Below are 20,507 nucleotides of genomic sequence, written 5' to 3'. Positions count from 1 at the left end.
AAGTCTGCAAATAAAAAGTCAACAGGGAATTGAGGAAAGTTTGCAACCTTAGTAGGAGGCGAAAGAGAGCAAAACAAAAAGACCGCCGCGCAAGCGCCGGTCAAATTGAAAGAGTATGGAAGTGGTTAATCAGCATTTTCCCGTAAAGCCAGATACTCCTTTACACGGCCATAGTAGATGCGTAGGAACTTGTTGGCGCCGGCTGTCATGTAAACCAGATAAGGTTTGCCCTCGGCTCGCTTCTTGTCCATAAAGCAGTACACCGGGTCGTCCGCAGGCATAGTTTTTAACAGGCAGTCCATGACCAGGAAGAGTGCTTTGCGCAGTTCTGGCGGACCGCTTTTGGAGGCTCTTGTACTCTTTGCCTCATGGGTGCCGGACTGGTCAGCTCCAGGGTCAACCCCCGCAAAAGCCGTAATGGCGTTTCTGTGGGTGAACCGAGTTACATCACCAAGTTCCGCCATAAGCTGCGGGCCAAGAGAATCTCCAACACCATGCATAGCCATGACTACGGGATATTCTGGGAGCTGGGCTGCCAAGGTACGCATTTCGGCCTTGAGCCGTTCCAGAGACGCAGAGACGGCGTTCAGCGCATCAATAGCCTGCCGGATCATCGTTTTGGTCAGGGCATCTTTGGGGAGCATGGCAATCAGATCTTGTGCTCCAGCATGGATCTCAACGGCTCGGCTCTGGCTGAAGTTGTAACCATGGCGCTTGCACCACTTGCGGTAGCGCTCGGTAAAGGCAGTAAGGCTCATATTCCGAACGCAGTCCACATGCCAAAAGGCCGTGGCAAAGTCCACCCATTTCTGACTGCCGTCCTCTCGGACGGGACTGTCAAACAGGGCATTGACACCGGGATAGGTCTGGTCCAGGAGCGCAATGAGATTGTTTTTCATCATCGTCTTGGTCTTGGAGTACAGCCCCTGCTGCCGGTTCAGCGTTTTCAGTTGCATTCGAATCGTGTCCATAGGAGTATGTTGGCGCAATTCCACCCAGTTGTCAAGCCCATAGCGGGCGATCTTCCTGGCATCCGCCTTGTCTGTTTTCACTTTGCGCAGGGTGTTGTTCCCGTAGTCCTTGATGAGCTTTGGATTGACCGCGCTGACAAAGATGCCCTGATCGTGGAGAAAGCGGGCCACCGGCTCATAGTACCGCCCGGTGTGCTCCATGACCACCCGTGTCTCACCATCCAAGCTTTTCAAGTAGTCTGCCAGCTCTTTGAGTTCACTGCCGGTGTGACCAACAGAAAACGGCTTTGCCACCACTTCCCCAAAGGGACGGAGAACAGACACCGTGCTCTTTCCCTTGGAAATATCAATCCCTGCCACATTGCTCATGTACAACGCTCCTCATCATGGATTTGTCTTTGGCGACCAACCATTTCATCATTGCCGATCCAATCTATTTGATGACACGGGCGCACCGGTGTGGCGGCTCAACCTGCATAAATCGAACGCTGCGAACGAGAGGCTGGCTGACGGACTTCGTTACGGACGCGATGATCCTTGGAGGATTGCATCAGGCCAAGACACTCTCATTCTAACAGCTTAGGCAACGATACGGAAAAGACACGGCTGGCTGCCGTGCCTTAAACCGTAAATATATTGTAATAGGAGGACATCTGTATGACCGTACAAGATCTGATCCCCGCTATGGGTTTGACCGTCTTTCATCTGGCCCAACCGGAGCGTTCCATCTCCGGCGGCTATGTGGGGGACCTGCTGAGCTGGGTCATGGGCCGGGCAGGACAGGACTGCGCCTGGCTTACCATCATGTCCAACCAGAATGTGGCCGCCGTAGCGCTGATGGCAGACGTGTCCTGTGTGATCCTCACCGAAGGCGTTCAGCCGGATGCCGATCTTCTCCGCCGAGCCGAGGAGAAGGAGGTCAACCTGCTTGGCATAGGGACGGATACCTTCTCCGCCGCCTGCCATCTGGGAAAGTACTTCGCCTAAGCCCGCAAAAATACTATTCTTATGAAAGGGGGTTATCTTCTTGCAGTTCTATTATGATCTTCATCTTCACTCTTGTTTATCGCCCTGCGGCAGCGATGAGATGACCCCCGCCAACCTGGCTGCCATGTGCGCCCTGGCAGGGCTGCAGATCGTGGCCCTTACTGATCACAATACCTGCGGCAACTGTGCCGCCTTCTGCCGGGCCGCCCAGTCCAACGGTCTGACCGCCCTGTCCGGCATGGAGCTGTGCACCCAGGAGGAGATCCACGTGGTCTGCCTCTTTGCCGATCCGGAGGCCGCCCAGGACTTTTCCCGGGAAATCGCCCACCACCTCCCCCCCATTCCCAATAATCCCGAGCGCTTTGGGCGGCAGCTGCTGATGGACGACGGCGATGAGATCCTGGGGGAAGAGACCGCTTTTCTGGCCGGCTCTACCGACATCCCCCTGTACCAGGTACCGCAGCTGGTCACCCGCTGGGGCGGGGCCGCCTTCCCTGCCCACATCGACCGCCCCTCCTTCTCCCTGCTGGGGGTGCTGGGCCTGTGGGACCCCGATCTGGGCTTTACCGCCGCTGAATTATCTCACCGCTGTCCGCCGGAGCTGGCCCGCCGGCCCGACCTGGCAGGTCTGAAGCTATTGACCTGTTCAGACGCCCACTACCTGGACCAGGTCTGGGGCGCAGAGCACACCCTGGATCTGCCGGAATGCACCCCCCAGGAAGTGGTCCGGTATCTGGCCTGCCATTCCGGCGTTGGATAACTTTCTTTACAAACAAAGTTAGATGTGTTATACTTTCCATAAAGTAACTACCCTCCCTGTTGGTCCCATCGATCTTTTCTGATTCAGTGAAAAAGCGCCGATGTGTCAACAGGGCCTTTTTTTACACCTGTCCGCTTTGTGCAATACTTCAATTTAAACTATATAGTTTTATATTTTTAACAATGGAAAGTCTTTACAAATGTCTTTTTTTCACTATAATGTTGCTTTAAGAGAACAAAACTAAACCACTCGTTTCAGAAAGGAAGGACGCATCCATGCCAAACTGCAAGACTGTCGTCCCCTACCGTGGGACCCCTGAGCAGGAAGAGCGCCTGCGGAAGGTCATCGCCGAGCACAAAGGACAGCCGGGCGCCACCATGCCCGTTCTCCAGGCTGCACAGGAGATTTTCGGCTATCTGCCGGAGGAAGTGCAGATCATCGTGGCGGAGGGTCTGGAGATTCCCCTGTCCGAGGTGTACGGGGTGGCCTCTTTTTATGCGCAATTCACCCTGAACCCCAAGGGAAAGTATCAGATCTCGGTCTGTCTGGGCACCGCCTGCTATGTCAAGGGCGCCGCTGCCATCCTTAACGCGGTAGAGCAGAAGCTGGGCATCGTCCCCGGCTCCATCACCCCCGACGGCAAGTTCTCCCTGGATTCCTGCCGCTGCGTGGGCGCCTGCGGCCTTGCACCGGTCATGATGATCAACAACGACGTCTACGGCCGCCTTACCCCCGACCAGGTCGGGCCTATTCTGGACATGTATAAATAACTTCCGGCAGCCCACAAGAGGTGAAGGAATGTGAAAGAGATCGCACTCTATATTCTGGATATCGCCCAGAACTCTATCACCGCCAACGCTTCGGTGCTGGAGGTCGCCCTTTCGGAGACAGCGGAAGCCATCGCCTTTGTCATTGCAGACAACGGAAAGGGGATGAGCCCGCAGCTGCTGGCCCAGGTCAGCGATCCCTTTACCACCACCCGCACCACCCGCAAAATGGGGCTGGGCATCCCGCTGCTGCGCATGGCGGTGGAACAGACCGGCGGCAGCCTGACTATCGAGAGCACCGAGGGCGTGGGTACCACCGTCACCGCCCGCTTCTGTGCCGGTCACATCGACTGTCCCCCGGTGGGCGATATGGCCGGGACCATCACCCTCCTGCTGCAGGGGGCCCCTCAGCTGGAGCTGCACTACACCCGCACCGCGGACGAAAACTCGTTCCAACTGACTACAGAAGAAATCCGGGCCCAGCTGGGGCCCGAGATCTCCCTGGCAGAACCGGAGATCATTCTCTGGCTCAGGGAGTATTTACAGGAACAGGAAATGCTGTTACGAGAACATAAGGGGATGAAAGCATGAAAACTCTTGCAGAACTGCAGGCCATCCGGGACCGGATGCGCAGCCAGATCGATCTCCGGGACGCCGGGGACGACCGCATCCGCGTGGTGGTAGGCATGGCCACCTGCGGCATCGCCGCCGGTGCCCGCCCGGTCCTCAACGCCCTGCTGGAAGAAGTCAACAAGCGGGACCTGAAAAACGTCACCGTATCCCAGACCGGCTGCATCGGCGTGTGCCGGCTGGAGCCCATTGTGGAGGTCTATGTGCCCGGTCAGGAGAAGGTCACCTATGTGAAGATGACCCCCGAGAAGGTGGCCTCCATTGTCAGTGAGCATCTGGTCAACGGCCGGGTGGTGGAAGAGTACACCATCGGCGCGGCGGAATAAAGGGAGGGAAACAAGATGAGTTTTATCCGTTCCCACATTCTGGTCTGTACCGGTACCGGCTGTTCCTCCTCCAGCAGTCTGAAGGTCATTGAGGAGTTTGAAAAGCAGCTGGTCGCCCAGGGTATGGACAAGGAGGCCAAGGTGGTACGCACCGGCTGCTTCGGCCTGTGCGCGCTGGGCCCCATCGTCACCATCTATCCTGAGGGTGCCTGCTATACCCACGTTACCGTGGACGATGTGGAGGAGATCGTCTCCGAGCACATCGTCAAGGGCCGCATCGTCAAGCGCCTGCTCAACAAGAATACCGGCGAGGAGGGGGCGGTCACCTCTCTCACCGACACCCCGTTCTACAAGCACCAGCAGCGCATCGCTCTGCGCAACTGCGGCGTCATCAATCCTGAGAGCATCGACGAGTACATCGGCGTGGACGGCTATGCCGCGCTGGGCAAGATCCTCACCGAGCAGATCCCGCCCCAGAAGGTCATCGACACCGTGCTGGCCTCCGGCCTCCGGGGCCGGGGCGGCGCCGGTTTCCCCACCGGCCTCAAATGGCAGTTCACCCATGACGCGGTGAGTCCCGACGGCGTGAAGTTTGTCTGCTGCAACGCCGACGAGGGCGACCCCGGCGCTTTCATGGACCGCTCGGTGCTGGAGGGCGATCCCCACACCATCATTGAGGCCATGACCATCGCCGGCTATGCCGTGGGCGCCCATCAGGGCTACATCTACGTCCGGGCCGAGTACCCCATCGCCGTCAAGCGCCTGGAGACCGCCATTGCCCAGGCCAAGGACTACGGTCTGCTGGGCAAGAACATCTTTGAGTCCGGCTTTGATTTTGATCTGGAGCTGCGGCTGGGCGCCGGCGCCTTCGTCTGCGGCGAGGAGACCGCCCTCATGCGCTCCATCGAGGGCCACCGGGGCGAGCCCAAGACCCGTCCCCCCTTCCCCGCTGTGAAGGGCCTCTTTGACCGGCCCACCCTGCTCAACAACGTAGAGACCTACGCCAACATCACCTGGATCTTCAACCACGGCGCTGAGGCCTTCGCCGCCATCGGCACCGAGAAGAGCAAGGGCACCAAGGTCTTCGCCCTGGGCGGCAAGATCACCAACACCGGCCTGGTGGAGGTCCCCATGGGTACCACCCTGCGCACCGTAGTGGAGGACATCGGCGGCGGCGTGCCCGGCGGCAAGAAGTTCAAGGCCGCTCAGACCGGCGGCCCCTCCGGCGGCTGTATCCCCGCCTCTCTCATTGACACCCCCATCGACTACGAGTCCCTGGCCTCTATCGGCTCCATGATGGGCTCCGGCGGCCTCATTGTCATGGACGAGGACAACTGCATGGTGGACATCGCCAAGTTCTACCTGGAGTTCATCGTGGACGAGTCCTGCGGCAAGTGTTCCCCCTGCCGGATCGGCACCAAGCGTCTGCTGGGCCTGCTGACCAAGATCACCGAGGGCAACGGTGAGCCGGAGGATCTGGACACCATCGAGGAGCTGTGCAACCACATCAAGCAGTCCGCCCTGTGCGGCCTGGGCCAGACCGCTCCCAACCCGGTGCTCTCCACCCTGAAGCACTTCCGGGAGGAGTACGAGGCCCACATCTACGAGAAGCGCTGCCCCGCCGGCGTGTGTAAGGCCCTGATCCAGTACGTAGTGGATCCTGCCAAGTGTAAGGGCTGCACCCGCTGCGCCCAGGGCTGTCCCACCGGCGCCATCTCCGGCGCGGTGCGGGCCCCCCATATCATCAACCAGTCCAAGTGCATCAAGTGCGGCGCCTGTATGGATCACTGCCGCTTTGGCGCTATCAGCAAGCAGTAAGGGAGGGAACGGACATGGACGAAAAGATGGTATCTCTGCGCATCAACGATATTCCCGTCACTGTTCCCGCCGGGACCACGGTACTGGAAGCGGCCCGTTCCGCGGGCTTCAACATCCCCTCGCTCTGCTTCCTCAAGGACATCAACGAGATCGGCGCCTGCCGCATCTGCGTAGTGGAGGTCAAGGGAGCCAAGAGCCTGGTGGCCTCCTGCGTCTACCCTGTGGCTGAAGGCATGGAGGTATACACCAACACTGAGCGGGTCCGCAAGTCCCGCCAGCTCACCCTGGAGCTCATCCTCTCCAACCACCGGATGGACTGCCTGACCTGTGCCCGCAACAGTCAGTGTGAGCTGCGCCAGCTGGCCAGTGATCTGGGCATCGACGCGGTACGCTACGCCAGCGACAACATGTATCCCCAGATCGAGGACTCTGCTCCCCATCTGGTGCGGGACAACTCCAAGTGCGTCCTGTGCCGCCGCTGCACCGCTGTGTGCCGGGCCACCCAGGAGGTGGGTGTCATCGGTCCCAACGACCGCGGCTTTGCCACCCACATCGGCTGCGCCTTCGACCGGGACCTGAACGAGGTGGACTGCGTCTCCTGCGGCCAGTGCATCGTGGCCTGCCCCACCGGCGCTCTGTCCGAGAAGGATGACACCGCTCAGGTACTGGCTGCCCTGGCCGATCCCACCAAGCATGTGGTAGTGGGCCCCGCTCCCTCCATCCGAGTTACCCTGGGCGAGTGCTTTGGTCTGCCTATCGGCACCAACGTGGAGGGCAAGATGGTCACCGCCCTGCGCCGCCTGGGCTTTGACAAGGTGTTCGACGTGGACACCGCCGCCGACGTCACCATTATGGAGGAGGGCACCGAGTTCCTCCACCGGCTGCGTGGGGACGGCGTTCTCCCCCTCATCACTTCCTGCTCCCCCGGCTGGATCCGCTACATGGAGCAGCACGCCCCCGAGATGATCCGCAACGTATCCACCTGCCGCTCTCCCCAGCAGATGTTTGGCGCTCTGGTAAAAACCTACTACGCCGAGCAAATGGGCATCGACCCCCACGACATTTTTGTGGTGTCCATCATGCCCTGCACCGCCAAGAAGTACGAGGTGCGCCGGGAGGAGCAGCGGCTGCCCAACGGCTGTATGCCTGTGGACGTGTCCCTCACCACCCGGGAACTGGGCCGCATGATCACCCAGGCCGGCATGCTCTTCGACCATCTGCCTGACGGCCAGTTTGATGAGATGCTGGGCATTTCCACCGGCGCAGCCACCATCTTCGGTGCCTCCGGCGGCGTGATGGAGGCTGCTCTGCGCACCGTAGTGGAGGAGCTGACCGGCGACGGCATGGCCCCCCTGGAGTACCACGAGGTCCGTGGCATGGAGGGCGTCAAGGAGGCCAGCTATGACCTGCCCGGCCGTACCGTCCGCGTGTGCGTCGCCTCCGGCCTCCACAACGTCAAGCTGGTGCTGGACGGCATCAAGGACGGTACCCTCCAGTATGACTTTGTGGAGTTTATGGCCTGCCCCGGCGGCTGCATCAACGGCGGCGGCCAGCCCATCCAGCACGCCGACGTGCGCAACTTTACCGACATCAAGGCCCTCCGTGCCGCAGCCCTGTACAAGCAGGACGAAAGTATGGAATACCGCCGCAGCCACAAGAACCCGGTGGTCCAGACCATCTATCACAGCTATCTGGGCGAGCCGGGCAGTCCTCTGGCCCACTCCTTGCTCCACTGCTCCTATATCAAGCAGAAGCGCTATCGGGTCTGACCGGACTCTTCTGTAAAAAACCGCCCGCCGCAGAAAATTCTGCGGCGGGCGGTTTTTTATGTTATCTACAGTTTATCTGATAGAAGCACCCAGCTCATAAGCCTGCTTCAGGGCGGGATGCCCCTCGATCTCCTCTGCGGCGGTCACCCCTCCGGCAAAGACCGTCCCCGCCAGCCGCGCCTTCTCAAAGCAGGAGATCCAGCCCTGCAGCCCGGTAACGGCGCCGTCCACAGTATCCTCCTCTTCTTCTGCAGCCGCAGCCAACAGGTAGATATCCCGAAAGCGGTAGTCGGCGGAATAGAGCGGGTTGGCTCGGTCCAGAAGGGTCTTCATCTGGCCGCACATTCCATAATAATAGATAGGGGTGGCAAAAACGATGGCGTCAGCCGTCAGCATTTTCTGGGCAATGGTATCCCCATCATCACGGATCACGCAGCGCTGTGTGTTCATGCAGGCCAGACAGCCTTTGCAAAAACCAAGGGTCTTGTCATATAGAGTGACCTTCTCCACCTGGTTTCCCGCTTCCTGCGCTCCCCGGACGCAAGCATCCGCCAGCTGCTCGGAGTTTCCGCCTTTTCTCGGGCTGGTGGAGATTACCAATACCTTTTTGCTCATCGCGCGTCCTCCTTGCCGATTTTCCGCAGCACGCGGGCAGGAACGCCGCCAACCACCGTATTTCCCGGTACGTCTTTGGTCACCACCGCGCCTGCCCCCACAATAGCGCCATCACCGATGGTCACACCAGGTAGAACAGTGGCATTGGATCCGATCCACACCCGCTTCCCAATATGAATGGGGGCTGGAATCATGGTGGCCCGGTCCTCCGGTTCCATAGCGTGGTTCAGGGTAGCCAAAACCACATTATGTCCGATCAGGGTCTCATCCCCGATGAAAATACCGCCCTGATCCTGAAATTTGCACCCCATATTGAGGAACACATGCTTGCCGACGGTGATATTTTTTCCACAGTCGGTGTAAAAGGGCGGAAAGAATGTAAAGCTTTCATCCACCGGCTTGCCGATCAATTTGGAAAACAGGGCCCGCAGCTCTGCCGGCTCATGGTAGCCGCTGTTAATCTGGGCGGTAATTTTCAAGGCCTCCTGACTGGCGATGTGCATAAACTGATGGACTTCTCCACCGCCTTCCACCGGTTTTCCACTATTGAGATAGTTCAAATATTCGTTCAGTTCCATTTCAGACTCCTACCAAACAACGATTTATATTTTATATTGTAGCACAGCGGTCGCATAATAACAAACACGAATGGAAGAATATCGCACCGTGCCAATAAGTGAAGCTGCATTTTGATTTTTCCTTGACAACCAGAACCAAAATCATTATAATATTTGATAGCGCTTCCAGATAGCTCTGTCTCTCATAGCGCTGCTTAACGTTATATCCGGGTGTGGCGAAGCTTGGTATCGCGCTTGGTTCGGGTCCAAGAGGCCGTGGGTTCAAATCCCGCCACTCGGACCATGCGGAGTGTCCTTATAGGATCTGAGTATCCTACAAAGGACACTCCGCATTTTTTATTGTCAAAATTGGGGCAGCGCCGTTTTCATCGAACAGCAGCCGATCTCGGATGCACAGGAGTTTTATCTTGTGCCGGGTGAGGAGGTCAATGTAGCGTTGGGTCATGCCCCACTTCCGGCCTATCCGGGTCAGGCTGTGGACTAACACCACATCCACCCTGCCAGCGACAACGGCCTCGTTCACTTTCTGGAGCGCCGGGCGGTCTAATGTGAGCCCACTGCCGTATTCGTCCGCAGCGCCGATGATGGTATATCCCGCCTGCTTTGCGTAGAGCTGGAGCAGGAACCGCTGGTGTTCCAATGCGAAAGAATCGTCATGGGCGACACGGCAATAGAGAAATGCTCTCATATCCCACACCACCTTTACACCGCCGGGGCGTAGCTGACTGCTACGCCCTTTCTCGTTTCCATGATAATGTCGGCCTCCGGTATCTTCCGGCGGTCCGGCACATCAAAGGCACCGATGCAGTTGTAATGGATCACGACGCGCTGAGTGGTAACGCCGTCCTGCTTTTCCGCTTGATACACGTCAATGTGGTCAATGAGTTCTCCCACCATGCGCTTGGTGATCTTGGCGGCGTTGGTATAGCGCCGGACGGTGGTGAGGAAATCGTCAATGTCCATGCGCTTGCTCTCAGATTGTTTCAGTTCCAGGCGCAGCGTCTTAATCCGCTTGCCGTTTTCACCCTGCTCCTGCTCATACCGCTTTGCCATTTTAGCAAACCGGGCATCGTCGATTTTACCGGCAACATTGTCCTCGTAAAGCCGCTCAAAGAGCATATCCAGTTCCTTGTCACGGGCCAACAGCCCATCCAGTTCCCGCTGTTTCCGCGCCCTCACATTTTCTGCAACCTTGGCAGAGCGGCCCATAATGGCCTTGATGAAATCGTCCTCATACTCACTGGAAAAGGCGGCGAGGCGGTTGACCTCATACAGCACGACCCGCTCCAGGAAATCCAGCCGGATGTAGTGGGTGGACGAGCATTTGCGGAGCCCGGAATTGTGGTTCTGACAACTGAAAAACTTGATGTCGTGGTTGCCCTGGTTGAAGTGGAAATTGAGGTTTCCGCCGCACTCCGGGCATTTCAGATAGCCGGAGAACACGCTGGGCTCTTGCGTGACTTGAGGCCGCTTGCGTCGGGTGCCTTTGGTGAGGGCCTGCACCTTTTCCCAGGTAGCACGGTCAATGATGGGCTCGTGAACATTGAGGAAGATGGCCCGGTTTTCCTCCGGGTTTTCAATGCGGCGTTTGATCTTATAGGATTTGGAGTAACTTTTGAAGTTGATCACATCGCCGCAGTATTCCTGTAAGGTGAGAATTTTTTTGACGGTGGTGTGGCCCCACTTGGTGGGCTCTACGGTACTTTTGCTGCCGGAACGGTTGACGCCCCGGCTCCGCCAGTAATAGGTGGGGTTGACGATCCCATCCGCACCGAGGGCGGCGGCAATTTCCGCCAGCCCGCTGCCCTCCAGCGTCATCTGATAGATGCGCTGCACCACGGCGGCGGCCTCCGGGTCAATCACCCAAAAGCGAGGATCGTCCGGGTTCTTTATGTAGCCATAGGGCGGCGGGGAGAGCGGAATCCCGGCGTTGCCCTTCATCTTATTGACAATCCGGCGTTTCTTGGAAATGTCCTTGGCGTAGTATTCATTCATAATGTTTTTGAACGGGGTGAAATCGTCCTCACCCTCGTCGCTGTCCACGCCATCGGAAACGGCCACCAGCCGCACATCATGGAGCGGGAAAAATTCCTCGGTGAGCTTGCCCACCTCAATGTAGTTCCGGCCCAGCCGGGAGAGGTCTTTCACAAACACCGCCGAGATGTACCCGGCCTCGATTGCGGCGATCATCTTCTGAAAGCCGGGGCGTTTCATGGTAGTGCCGGTGATCCCGTCATCCACGAAAAAGATGGTGTCCGTATAGCCCTTGTCTTTCGCGGCCTTTTGGAGAATTTTCTTTTGGTTCTGGATGCTGTTGGACTCGCTGTCCATATTATCATCACGGCTCAGCCGACAGTAGAGAGCGGCTGTTCCGGTAGAGAATTTCTTGCTTGACTGTTTCAAAATATCCTCCTTTCTGCCGTCAAACAAGAGGTTTTATCCTACAAATATTATACCTCTGCTCACGGACAGTGTTAAGGATGTCGCCGGGCGGTCAGCGCGGCTCAATATCAGCCAGCATCAACTTCAGCAGAATATCCCGGAGCGGCTCGCCCTTCTCCTTGTAAATGGGGGTCACGATAAAAACACGGTTTTCAATCTGGTAAGTGTATTCCTCTCTGGTGATTTCAGCAGCCATTTCGTCCTCCTTTCACGGAATAAAAACAACGCACTCCGCCTCCCCGGTGTCCAATGGGGAAACGCAGAAAAGCGGCACCGCCAGGGTGCCGCCCTTCCGCCTTGCTCCACTATGGGACAAGTTGTCTCGCAGTTAGTAGGGGCTGTTCTCAAAGTGCTGCTGGGCCTCTTCCAGCACACAGAAGTCAAAGACCTCATGGAGCTCTGCCACCACACGCCGGATGTCTTTAGGAGAAAAACCGCAGTTCTCCATAGCGTAGATGACATAGCCCCGGCAGGCGTTGTTGCTCCACGGCTGTGAGAGCAGGGCCGCCAGTTCAGGGTTGCAGTTCATAGGTCTGTCTCCTTCCTAAAGTGTTGGGGACGCCGCGCTCATTTCCTTGGCCCGTCATAAGACAGCAGTTCTCGGCGCGGCGTCCCCGCACAGCAGAGGCGGCGGCCCGGAGGGGCAGGCGGCCAGACCTGCTCCGGCGGATCGTGGCCGTGGGATGGCCTGTCCCACTTGCGGTGCTGATGCAAAGCGCCCGCCGCTGGGCTCCCCATATACTCGGGGCCACCGCTATTCTGCTGTGGAGAGGTCAAAAATTACCTCTCATATACCACCAGAAAACAGGGCCAAACGGACGGTCAAATCAGAAATTTTTTCTCAGATATTTTTTCATGCTCTCCAGGCCACAGTAAATGGAATCCCGGACGGCACTCTTACTCACACTTTCCTCCCGGGCAATCCGCCGGAAACTCTTGCCGAGGATCAGATGGGCGTCTACCCGGCGGCCTTGGATCTCCGGCAGGGAGTTGAGGGCGTTCCAGAGCTGGACGAACAGTTCCACCCGCTCCAGAAGTTCCTGGGGCGTCGGCTCATGCAGGCAGGCCGAATATTCAATCCCATCGTCGCAGTCCAAAGAATAGAACGCCTTGTTGTAGCGCACCCGCTCGGCATGGGCCGCCTCACGCCGCCTGCTGGTGTGGAGTTCCTCGGCCACTTCCTCGGAAACCTCTATGTATTCGTCGTGGGTGTACCACGGATAAAAGTCTTTCAGATTGATGGTTGTCATTTGTAATTCCTCCGTTCAGATGGTTAGGAGTTGAATTGCGATCTGAACGGAGCCCCGGCGGGGATCGGCAGCGGGGGCGCTCCCGCCGGCCCCTGGGACAAAGTGTCCCAAGGGTAGGGATACAAAAAGCGCCTGCATGACGCAAGGCCACGCAAGCGCACGAAATTATATATCTACTTACATGATTTTTTATTTCATGTCTGAGGCTAAACCGATCCTGATTGGGGCTCGGAGTTTTTTTAACAGATTACATCTTGCACACACTTGGCAGAAGTCAGGTAACGACACAACGGCTCCCTCCGAAAGGCCGCCGGTTAATGCAAAAATTAGTGGGTCGTCGTTTAGACTTACATATAGGAAAGCGGCGGCCTTGATTTATTCAAAGCCGCCGCTTTGGGGCGTGGTGATTGACTGCTGAACGACGGCTTTTTTTCTTTTGCCGTCGTCCGGCAGTTTCATCGGATTTTATGATTTAAGGGACGTATCATTAGGAGGGCTATTCCTATAAGGGACAGAGCACATTGCGTAACAATGGTTCCAATGGGCAAAGAGAATGTAGGATCAAGAATGTCAAAGGTCAAAGGACGATCCATAAAAATACTTCCGTTCAACAGGCCAAGAAATTCTGGCAGCGGCAAAACCATCAGCACAAAGGGTACCAGCATCCAGGCGTAGATCAGATAGGAGCGAATCCTGCCCAGTAGCCAGCCGCTGCCAAGGGCAAGCATCAGCGGGGGAATCAGCGTAACCAAGGCGGGCAGAGCCAACTCGTCCCAACCATACCAGTCGAAATACCGGCCATAAAAAATGGCGGCCTCGATCAGACAGACCAGAGCCAGCAGTCCGGTCCCCACCAGAGCGGCGGCGCACCGGGCCAGGGCATACCGTCCTGGAGCCACTGGCGTAGTAAACGGCATAGTCCCCGGCCTCGGTGTAGTTGGGGGCGCTGGTCAGGGTGCAGCCGTCCGCCGTGTGGCCGTAACGGATGGCAGTGGTAACGCCCGCCTCGGAGAGATCGGACACGGTGACAGTGTGGGGCTGTCCGTCTACCACGCCAAAGTAGTCCGCAATCACGGCTTTTGCGGCGGTGTAGGCGGTTTCGGCATAGCCGCAGTCGGCACAGGTATCCATTTCCACAAAGCGGTCATGGGCCAGCTCCGGGCGGATGGCCGTTTCCATGTGGTGCCGCTCCAGGGCGGAACTTTCCTCCTTGTAGGTGCCATAACAGAACGCACAATATTCACCGCTGGTGGTGACAATGCGATGGTAGGTGCTGTCCACCTGCTCAACGGTCTGCGTTTCCGGCAGTTCCTCAAAGAAATCCGCCGCACAGTCATAGAGCCAATACACATTCTTGTTGCAGGCGTAACTGGTAGCGCCCATGTTGCTGTTGATGGTGCCGCAGACCTCGCAGACGGCTTTCGTCCAGTGATAGCCGGTATAGTAGGCATCCTGGCCGGGGGTGCCGTCCAGAAGATCGCCCTTGCTCTTGCCGTCCAGACAGGTGCCGTCCGAATACTTGACATTTCGGGTCAGCGCCGTTTCTCCGTTGCGGGTGTACTCGGGAACACGGAACACCTCAAAGGCGGTGGCCTTGTCACAGACGCAGCAATTAAAGGTTTCCACTGTCACCACCGAGTTTGCATCCAGTTCGTTGGTACGGTTCAGCGCCTCCTGCCAATGCTCCGCCGGGTCATGGTAACTGTTCTGCTGGACGGCAAAGGCCGAGGGGATCAGGGAGAGCATGACGGCTACGACCAGAAGGAGGGCCGTCAGCCTCCGGGGGGAATGATGATTGTTTTTCAAATTGCACCTCCTAAATTTGTCGTACAAATTGGAAAAGCCCTTGGGACAAAGTGTCCCAAGGGCTTACTTCTCCAGTTCCGCCTTTTTCTCCGGCGGCTGCTTTTCCTTCCACTCGTCCAGCAGGGCCATGATCTGGTCCTTCATCTGACGAGGCGTGACCTCCTTGCCAAAATACTTGCTCAATTCTGCGGTGGAAAGAATCACTTTATCTACCTCCTTTTTCTCCTGGCTCAAAATGCCGTCAATGGCGTCCGGGTTCAGCTTACCCTCCTTGTCCAGTTCTCGCAGCTTCTGCGCCTGGGAGAGAGAGGGTGCGGACTGTTCCCCTTCGATGGAAACCGCGATGAACTGCTGGTTTTTGGGACGGATGAAGGAAATCTCCACGGCAGGCGTAAAAGACAGCCGCTTTTCATTCACCATCTTTTGCAGTTCCGGCACCAACTCATTGAGCCGGATATACCGCTGCACCTGCTTGTAGTTGATACCGTTGCGGGCTCCTACCACCTCAGTGGACCGTTTTCCGGCGTCCTTGTCATCCTCACCCAGCTTGACGCCCTGGTGCTTGATGGCCTCAACCTGCTGTTTCAGGGCCCTGGCCTTTTCCATCGGGAGAATATGCTCCCTATGGCGCAGATTATCGTCTGTCATGGTGAGGATGGCCTCGTCATCCGTCATGTTGCGGACGATGCAGGGCATATTCCGATACCCGGCCAATTCGCTGGCCTTCTGGCGGCGGTGGCCTGCCACGATCTCATAACCGCCGCCCTCACGGGGGCGGACCAGGGCGGGCTGGTTCACACCGCCGGTCTTGACGCTCTCCACCAGGGCCTGCATCTCCGCATCATCCCGCACCTCAAAAGGGTGATCCTTAAAGGCGTGGAGTTCGGACAGGTCAAGATAGACGATCTCCTCCTTGACGGGGCGGGTGGCGTCCCTGGGCTCGGCAGGCTGTTCCGGCAGCGGTGGTTTAGGCTCCACGGTAGGGGTAGCCTTGCCGCCGCCCGAAGTGCGGGAATCCTTCTTTTTTGCAGGAGTCGAGAGCCCGGCACCCTTGCCTTGGGACTTCTTGTCCCGAGGGGAAGCCTTACCGGGAGCGGATTTGATCTCCTTGGGCGGGCGGCCCCGGCGGGGCGTGGGTGCCTCCGGCTGCTTACCTTTGTCCGGGGCTGCGACCTTTTCCGGTGGCTTGCCCTTTGCTGTCCCGTCACGGGCAGCGGTGAAATCCACCACCTTCCCGGCGGGGGTGGGATCTCCCATACCGGGGATCGTGACCTGCTGATCCGTTTTTCCCGGTTGGGGCTTGTCCTCTTTGGGCGGAGTGGGCTTGTCTTTGCCCTTGGGATTGTCTTGCTTGGACGGAGCAGGTTGCTCTGCCCCAGGAGTGGGAGCCTTTTCTGCCACAGGGGGCACCGCTGCCTTGGGCGCATCCTCTACCGCAGGAGTCTCCGGTTTGGATGGGGCGGGCTGTTCCGGCATAGCGGGATCAGCCTTCATGGGCTCCGTGTTCTCCGCCTTTGCGGGCTCGTTTACCTTCCCAGCATCGGGAATATTCTTTTTGTCATCAGCCAATGAAAAACCTCCTTTGTCGTGAAATGGAAAAAGCCAGCCCGATGGCTGGCCTGAGAGAGCCTCCTCCTTTCTTATTGAGATATATGAAAACGCTGCCCGTTGTCTCGCTTGGGTAGCGTTAGAATTGAAAAGCCGGGAAATAAATTTGAATAATGTAGAAATTTCTGCAAGACGATGATATAATTTGGAAAAATCAAAGTCTTAATGATGACTTTAACGGAAAGACTATGCACCTATGAAGAGGATTGCTAGTATTTTCTGAATATAGGAATGTATCGCCTTTTGCTAGATATCCAATTTACAGTTGCTTGAAAGGATTTTGCAAATGAATGAAGCTATATCTCTACACATCAATAAGTGTAGAACATATGTCGATTTTATGTTGAAGCAACAGCAATGGTCAGGCCTTACAAAAATGGACATAGATCAGTGGCTAAGTAATTTTAAAAACTTGTCTCCGGATGAATCTTTGTTAGTGTATAAGCTCTTGGCTAATCTAATTTATTATTCAGAAGCCGATGTAATTGAGGCGCTAAAGGAAGGCGTTCACAAGTGCCTTTATTATGATTCCATTCTGAAAAAACAAATTGATACTGGTTTTTCATTAAGTCAAAAAGCATTATCAAATGTGATACAAGAGGAACTGGAGAAATCTTGCTTCGTTCCTCTTCTTGATAGTGATTCACCTCATGAGAGCGGTAACTATGTAACGAGGACTCTTGTTCAGCAAGGAATTATTCCTCAAGAGCGATCCTTATTTATTGACAAGCTCCCCGAATATTTTAGTTCAGGCAGTATTTCCAAGCTAGTGATTGTGGATGATTGTGTTGGCAGTGGACAACAGTTGAGCACCTTTTGGAAATGCGCAACTATTATCGATGGTAATAGTGTTATTACATTGCAGGATCTATGCGCTAAATATGGAGTTGAAGCACACTATCTAACGCTCTTTGGCTATGATGCAAATTTGAGGAAACTGCAGAACACTTTCAGCAATCTAAAAATTCATTGCGTAAGAATGCTTACTGACGCTCAGAGGGTGTTTTCTGATAACGCATACATATGGAAGGACTCCAAAGAAAGAACGGAAGCACTAAAGCTGTTCGGGGAATTGTGCCAAGAGGCAAATATCCCTTTGTATGGATATGCGAATCTTGACTTTGCATTTATTATGCATCGTACGATTCCAGATTGGTCCCTTCCGTTATTCTGGATGGAAAATGCTGACTGGAAACTATTGGTGAGGAGGAAAAACTCTCATGGTTAGCCAATATAATCCCTTTAAGGAAAACCGAACTGAACAGATGAAGGATCTCTGGAAATACTATGTTCCGTTTCCGGGTTTAGATAGTACAGGAAAGCCAATTGTTGTTCAAGGCGGACGCGGAAGCGGAAAAACTATGTTTTTCCAATGTAATTCATGGAGACAAGTTCTATCTCAAATTAAAAAAAATGAAAGAACAGTAGAAACTAGTCTTGATGAGAGAGGCTTCATTGGAATATATTACCGAGTTGATACAACCTTTGTCTCTTCTATGCGTAGCAAAGAAGAGACACATTGGGAGTCAATATTTGAAACCTATCTGAGTATTTGTATTTTGCAAGAAATCTTGGAATTACTCATCGCATTAGACAATGATATGACGCTCTCGGAAAACACTCTTTCAGAATTTGCTGCAACCTTTTCTAAAAGAATATGTCCAGATAGTACAGTAGATACCATTCAAGATTTCAGGAACGAATGTGATTTATACCTTGATGCTATTGAGGATAAGATTAATGGCATCGCATCAAGCCATCAGGGTAACTTGCGGTGGGTAAATGCGCATCGCTACATCAATGATCTATGTAGTGCTTTCAGCCGAATATTTGGTAGAGATTTGTTATTTAAGATTTTTATTGACGAGTATGAAACACTCCAAACATATCAGCAAAAAATAGTAAATACTTTGATCAAGCACAGTGCTTTACCCGTAATTTTTAATATTGGCTTACGCCCAAAGGGAATGAAAACCAGAGAAACCATTTCCAAAACCGAAACTATTGAAGCTCCCCATGATTATGAGCTTTTGACTCTGGAATTTGATTCTGCTGCATACCCAGATATAGTGCGTAGCATTTGCCAGAAACGAATTGCTTTAGGCAAAGAGCAAAATAGAATCCCGGCAGATGCTTCTGAAGATATTGAGTTTTATCTTGGAAAATATTCTATAGACTATGAGATTGAGAAAATATGCCAGACACGACAAAAATTGCCTCACATTGAAAAACTCAAACGAATTATTCAGGAACGATCAATAGAAGAGAATTTACCACCTGAATTGGCTGAAAGGTATATTAGTGAGCTTTGTGAAGATGCACCAATCATAAATTCACGTTTACATTATGCTCTTCTGTGCAAAAAAACTGTATACACTCCAACATTGACCGAACTATATATGGCGTATAAATCAAACACTTCAAGGTACATGGATTGGATGCACAACAGGAAATATGGTGCCGTTTTTCTGCTATGTAAAGAATCAAAGCATGAAAAAATGTATTATGGGTTCGATATCTTCTTGGCACTTTCATCGAACATTGTCAGATATTTTCTTGAGCTATGTGAGCAAACTTTTAGAATTGCATTTTTAAACGGTTATTCTTGGAATGGTCCAATTCCAGCAGAAATTCAGGCTGAGGCAGCGCATTATGTAAGTGAGTACAAAATAATTGATATTGCTGTTTATGAGCCGTATGGCAAGGAATTGCGTCTATTTGTTCAGTATCTTGGGCAAATATTTTATAAGTTACATACAGCAGAAGATAATACATTGGGAGAACCAGAACCAAACCATTTTAACACAAAGGATTTGTCCTTACCTGATCATACACGGGAATTACTGGATTCGGCAATTATGTGCAATGTTTTGCAAGAAGGTGAACCAACCAAGCGAAAGCAATCTAAACTATCCCCAGAAACCGTCGACTATTATCTAAACAAAATATATGTTCCTTACTTTGGAATTTCGCATAGAAACCAACGTAAAATCCAGATTGAAGTAAATGTATTAAACAACCTGCTTAGCGGAGATGAAAGTGTAGTTAAAGCTGGCTTCCGGGATTTTTTCAAGATGAAGCCGGAACAGCCTGTTGTTAATGAAAACCCTGCACATCAAATTTCAATTTTTGACCATCTGCAAGGAGGCCAATCATGATAAGAGAAGAGTTTTCTTTCTGTGATATGGCCGATTACTTGTACAACAATAATGATTTGTTAATTGTAGGCCCTGCAAGCGAAGATGAGCGAAGTAGTTTTTTCTTTAATGAATGGAACTCTAGAGGCAAAGATGTCCTGGTGGTAGAAAGAGTTGAAGATGAAAAGCTACATTTTCGCTATTTGCACAATGGACAAGTTATAAGGGATTCATGCATTGACTTATGTATGGGCACTCCGAGACTGTTACATTACCTTAATGTAGAACGGAAAAGTGTGCTTCTTGACATGTCCAGCTTGGATCATGTGCTTATTATGTTTCTCACTAAGCAGCTAGTGCAGCAAGTCGTGCCTCGTGGATTTTTCGCATCATATATTCGACCTGAACAATATAGTAGCCAGACAGGAAGTGTCGGTTTTTCCCTTTCGACGCAAGTTCTAGCTATAGAAGCAGTTCCGAGCTTTGCTAAGCGTGAATGTGACAAACAGACATTATGTGCTTTTTTGGGCTTTGAAGGTGTACGTTTAAAAGGTGTTCTGGAAACAATTCATAATGTAGACAGATTCATCCCTGTTGTAGCCTTTCCTTCAGGCTCTCCCCAGTGGTATAATGTTGCAATGTGGAATAGTATGGACATATTACAAAGCGAATGTAAAGACCCTTATACATATAAGTGCTCTTCTGAAAGTATCTTTGAGGCTGTTGACATATTACACCGGAGCATTCAGCCGGATGAAAAGGTGGTCTTAGCTCCATTGGGAACGCGTCCCCATTCTATGGCGTGCGCATTGTTTGCTTGCCAGCATCCACATACTCGCATAATATATGATTATGCTGTAGAATGCAGTCATCGAGCAATTGGGATAGGTGAAATAAAGCTTTATCATTTGTCCTCGTTTTTAAGAATTTAAAAGAAAGACCTGCTAACAAAAGTCAAGTAGAAATTTTAGATTTGGGGGAGCGGCAAAAAGACAACACAAAATCAAGCCGCTGAGCATCTCAAAATCGAAACGGCGGCCAGC

General features: G+C 53.8%; 20 protein-coding genes and 1 tRNA gene. 11 read left to right on the top strand and 10 right to left on the bottom strand.

Annotation, left to right across the window (positions count from 1 at the left end):
* Positions 1 to 125 precede the first annotated feature (125 nt).
* Positions 126 to 1,340, bottom strand: coding sequence for an IS110 family transposase (locus tag B5G34_RS17280; RefSeq protein ID WP_058963745.1), 1,215 nt, complete (start codon positions 1,338 to 1,340; stop codon positions 126 to 128).
* Positions 1,341 to 1,628: 288 nt separating this feature from the next.
* Here B5G34_RS17280 and B5G34_RS17275 point away from each other — a divergent pair, with 288 nt between their 5' ends.
* The 7 genes from B5G34_RS17275 (at position 1,629) to B5G34_RS17245 (ending at position 8,028) form a co-directional block, all read left to right on the top strand.
* A complete protein-coding gene (locus B5G34_RS17275; RefSeq protein ID WP_087340385.1) occupies positions 1,629 to 1,958 on the top strand; it encodes a DRTGG domain-containing protein in 330 nt (109 codons plus the stop codon).
* Between the two features lie 40 nt (positions 1,959 to 1,998).
* On the top strand, positions 1,999 to 2,718 hold the full coding sequence (locus tag B5G34_RS17270; RefSeq protein WP_087340383.1) for a PHP domain-containing protein: 720 nt from the start codon (positions 1,999 to 2,001) through the stop codon (positions 2,716 to 2,718).
* Positions 2,719 to 2,993: 275 nt separating this feature from the next.
* Positions 2,994 to 3,488 carry an NADH-quinone oxidoreductase subunit NuoE gene (gene nuoE, locus B5G34_RS17265; RefSeq protein WP_087340381.1) on the top strand — a complete coding sequence of 165 codons (495 nt, stop codon included), beginning with the start codon at positions 2,994 to 2,996 and terminating at the stop codon, positions 3,486 to 3,488.
* A 30-nt stretch (positions 3,489 to 3,518) separates the two neighbouring features.
* Positions 3,519 to 4,076 carry an ATP-binding protein gene (locus tag B5G34_RS17260; protein WP_087340379.1) on the top strand — a complete coding sequence of 186 codons (558 nt, stop codon included), beginning with the start codon at positions 3,519 to 3,521 and terminating at the stop codon, positions 4,074 to 4,076.
* Complete coding sequence (locus B5G34_RS17255) at positions 4,073 to 4,441, top strand: (2Fe-2S) ferredoxin domain-containing protein (RefSeq protein WP_087340377.1); 369 nt, start codon at positions 4,073 to 4,075, stop codon at positions 4,439 to 4,441. Before B5G34_RS17260 ends, B5G34_RS17255 begins: the two co-directional genes overlap by 4 nt.
* A 15-nt stretch (positions 4,442 to 4,456) precedes the next feature.
* On the top strand, positions 4,457 to 6,259 hold the full coding sequence (locus B5G34_RS17250; protein ID WP_087340375.1) for an NADH-quinone oxidoreductase subunit NuoF: 1,803 nt from the start codon (positions 4,457 to 4,459) through the stop codon (positions 6,257 to 6,259).
* 14 nt (positions 6,260 to 6,273) lie between these two features.
* Positions 6,274 to 8,028 (top strand): NADH-dependent [FeFe] hydrogenase, group A6, encoded by a 1,755-nt coding sequence (locus B5G34_RS17245; protein WP_087340373.1) that lies wholly within the window; start codon positions 6,274 to 6,276, stop codon positions 8,026 to 8,028.
* Positions 8,029 to 8,100: 72 nt separating this feature from the next.
* On the opposite strand, the gene B5G34_RS17240 is transcribed toward B5G34_RS17245, so the two are convergent.
* The gene (locus B5G34_RS17240) at positions 8,101 to 8,643 is read right to left on the bottom strand and encodes a flavodoxin family protein (RefSeq protein WP_087340371.1); all 543 of its coding nucleotides are present in this window, start codon (positions 8,641 to 8,643) and stop codon (positions 8,101 to 8,103) included.
* Positions 8,640 to 9,221 carry a sugar O-acetyltransferase gene (locus B5G34_RS17235; protein ID WP_087340368.1) on the bottom strand — a complete coding sequence of 194 codons (582 nt, stop codon included), beginning with the start codon at positions 9,219 to 9,221 and terminating at the stop codon, positions 8,640 to 8,642. Before B5G34_RS17235 ends, B5G34_RS17240 begins: the two co-directional genes overlap by 4 nt.
* 206 nt (positions 9,222 to 9,427) lie before the next feature.
* Between B5G34_RS17235 and B5G34_RS17230 the strand changes: the two genes are divergently transcribed.
* Positions 9,428 to 9,504 (top strand) — tRNA-Pro (locus B5G34_RS17230).
* 30 nt (positions 9,505 to 9,534) lie between these two features.
* Here the strand turns inward: B5G34_RS17230 and B5G34_RS17225 are convergent.
* From B5G34_RS17225 to B5G34_RS17200, 7 genes are all read right to left on the bottom strand, one after another.
* Entirely contained in the window at positions 9,535 to 9,909 is a 375-nt protein-coding gene (locus tag B5G34_RS17225) for a recombinase family protein (protein WP_087340366.1), read from the bottom strand.
* A 14-nt stretch (positions 9,910 to 9,923) separates the two neighbouring features.
* On the bottom strand, positions 9,924 to 11,624 hold the full coding sequence (locus B5G34_RS17220; protein WP_204245984.1) for a recombinase family protein: 1,701 nt from the start codon (positions 11,622 to 11,624) through the stop codon (positions 9,924 to 9,926).
* Between the two features lie 91 nt (positions 11,625 to 11,715).
* Positions 11,716 to 11,859 (bottom strand): hypothetical protein, encoded by a 144-nt coding sequence (locus B5G34_RS18995; RefSeq protein WP_164475037.1) that lies wholly within the window; start codon positions 11,857 to 11,859, stop codon positions 11,716 to 11,718.
* A 132-nt stretch (positions 11,860 to 11,991) separates the two neighbouring features.
* The gene (locus tag B5G34_RS17215) at positions 11,992 to 12,192 is read right to left on the bottom strand and encodes a hypothetical protein (RefSeq protein WP_087340362.1); all 201 of its coding nucleotides are present in this window, start codon (positions 12,190 to 12,192) and stop codon (positions 11,992 to 11,994) included.
* A gap of 298 nt (positions 12,193 to 12,490) precedes the next feature.
* Positions 12,491 to 12,913 (bottom strand): sigma-70 family RNA polymerase sigma factor, encoded by a 423-nt coding sequence (locus B5G34_RS17210; protein ID WP_087340360.1) that lies wholly within the window; start codon positions 12,911 to 12,913, stop codon positions 12,491 to 12,493.
* Positions 12,914 to 13,483: 570 nt separating this feature from the next.
* Positions 13,484 to 14,719 carry a hypothetical protein gene (locus B5G34_RS17205; RefSeq protein WP_242957113.1) on the bottom strand — a complete coding sequence of 412 codons (1,236 nt, stop codon included), beginning with the start codon at positions 14,717 to 14,719 and terminating at the stop codon, positions 13,484 to 13,486.
* Positions 14,720 to 14,782: 63 nt separating this feature from the next.
* Positions 14,783 to 16,288 (bottom strand): ParB/RepB/Spo0J family partition protein, encoded by a 1,506-nt coding sequence (locus B5G34_RS17200; protein ID WP_242957112.1) that lies wholly within the window; start codon positions 16,286 to 16,288, stop codon positions 14,783 to 14,785.
* Positions 16,289 to 16,613: 325 nt separating this feature from the next.
* Between B5G34_RS17200 and B5G34_RS17195 the strand changes: the two genes are divergently transcribed.
* From B5G34_RS17195 to B5G34_RS18575, 3 genes are read left to right on the top strand one after another with little or no spacing between them, the layout of a single operon-like run.
* Positions 16,614 to 17,555 (top strand): hypothetical protein, encoded by a 942-nt coding sequence (locus B5G34_RS17195; RefSeq protein WP_087340358.1) that lies wholly within the window; start codon positions 16,614 to 16,616, stop codon positions 17,553 to 17,555.
* Complete coding sequence (locus B5G34_RS17190) at positions 17,548 to 19,485, top strand: hypothetical protein (protein WP_087340356.1); 1,938 nt, start codon at positions 17,548 to 17,550, stop codon at positions 19,483 to 19,485. The genes B5G34_RS17195 and B5G34_RS17190 overlap by 8 nt, the downstream gene beginning before the upstream one ends.
* Entirely contained in the window at positions 19,482 to 20,396 is a 915-nt protein-coding gene (locus tag B5G34_RS18575; protein WP_140397290.1) for a hypothetical protein, read from the top strand. The genes B5G34_RS17190 and B5G34_RS18575 overlap by 4 nt, the downstream gene beginning before the upstream one ends.
* Positions 20,397 to 20,507: the final 111 nt, after the last annotated feature.

The organism is Flavonifractor sp. An82 (genome assembly GCF_002159265.1).
Classification (GTDB): Bacteria; Bacillota; Clostridia; order Oscillospirales; family Oscillospiraceae; genus Flavonifractor.
This window is presented reverse-complemented; position numbering and strand designations above follow the sequence as displayed.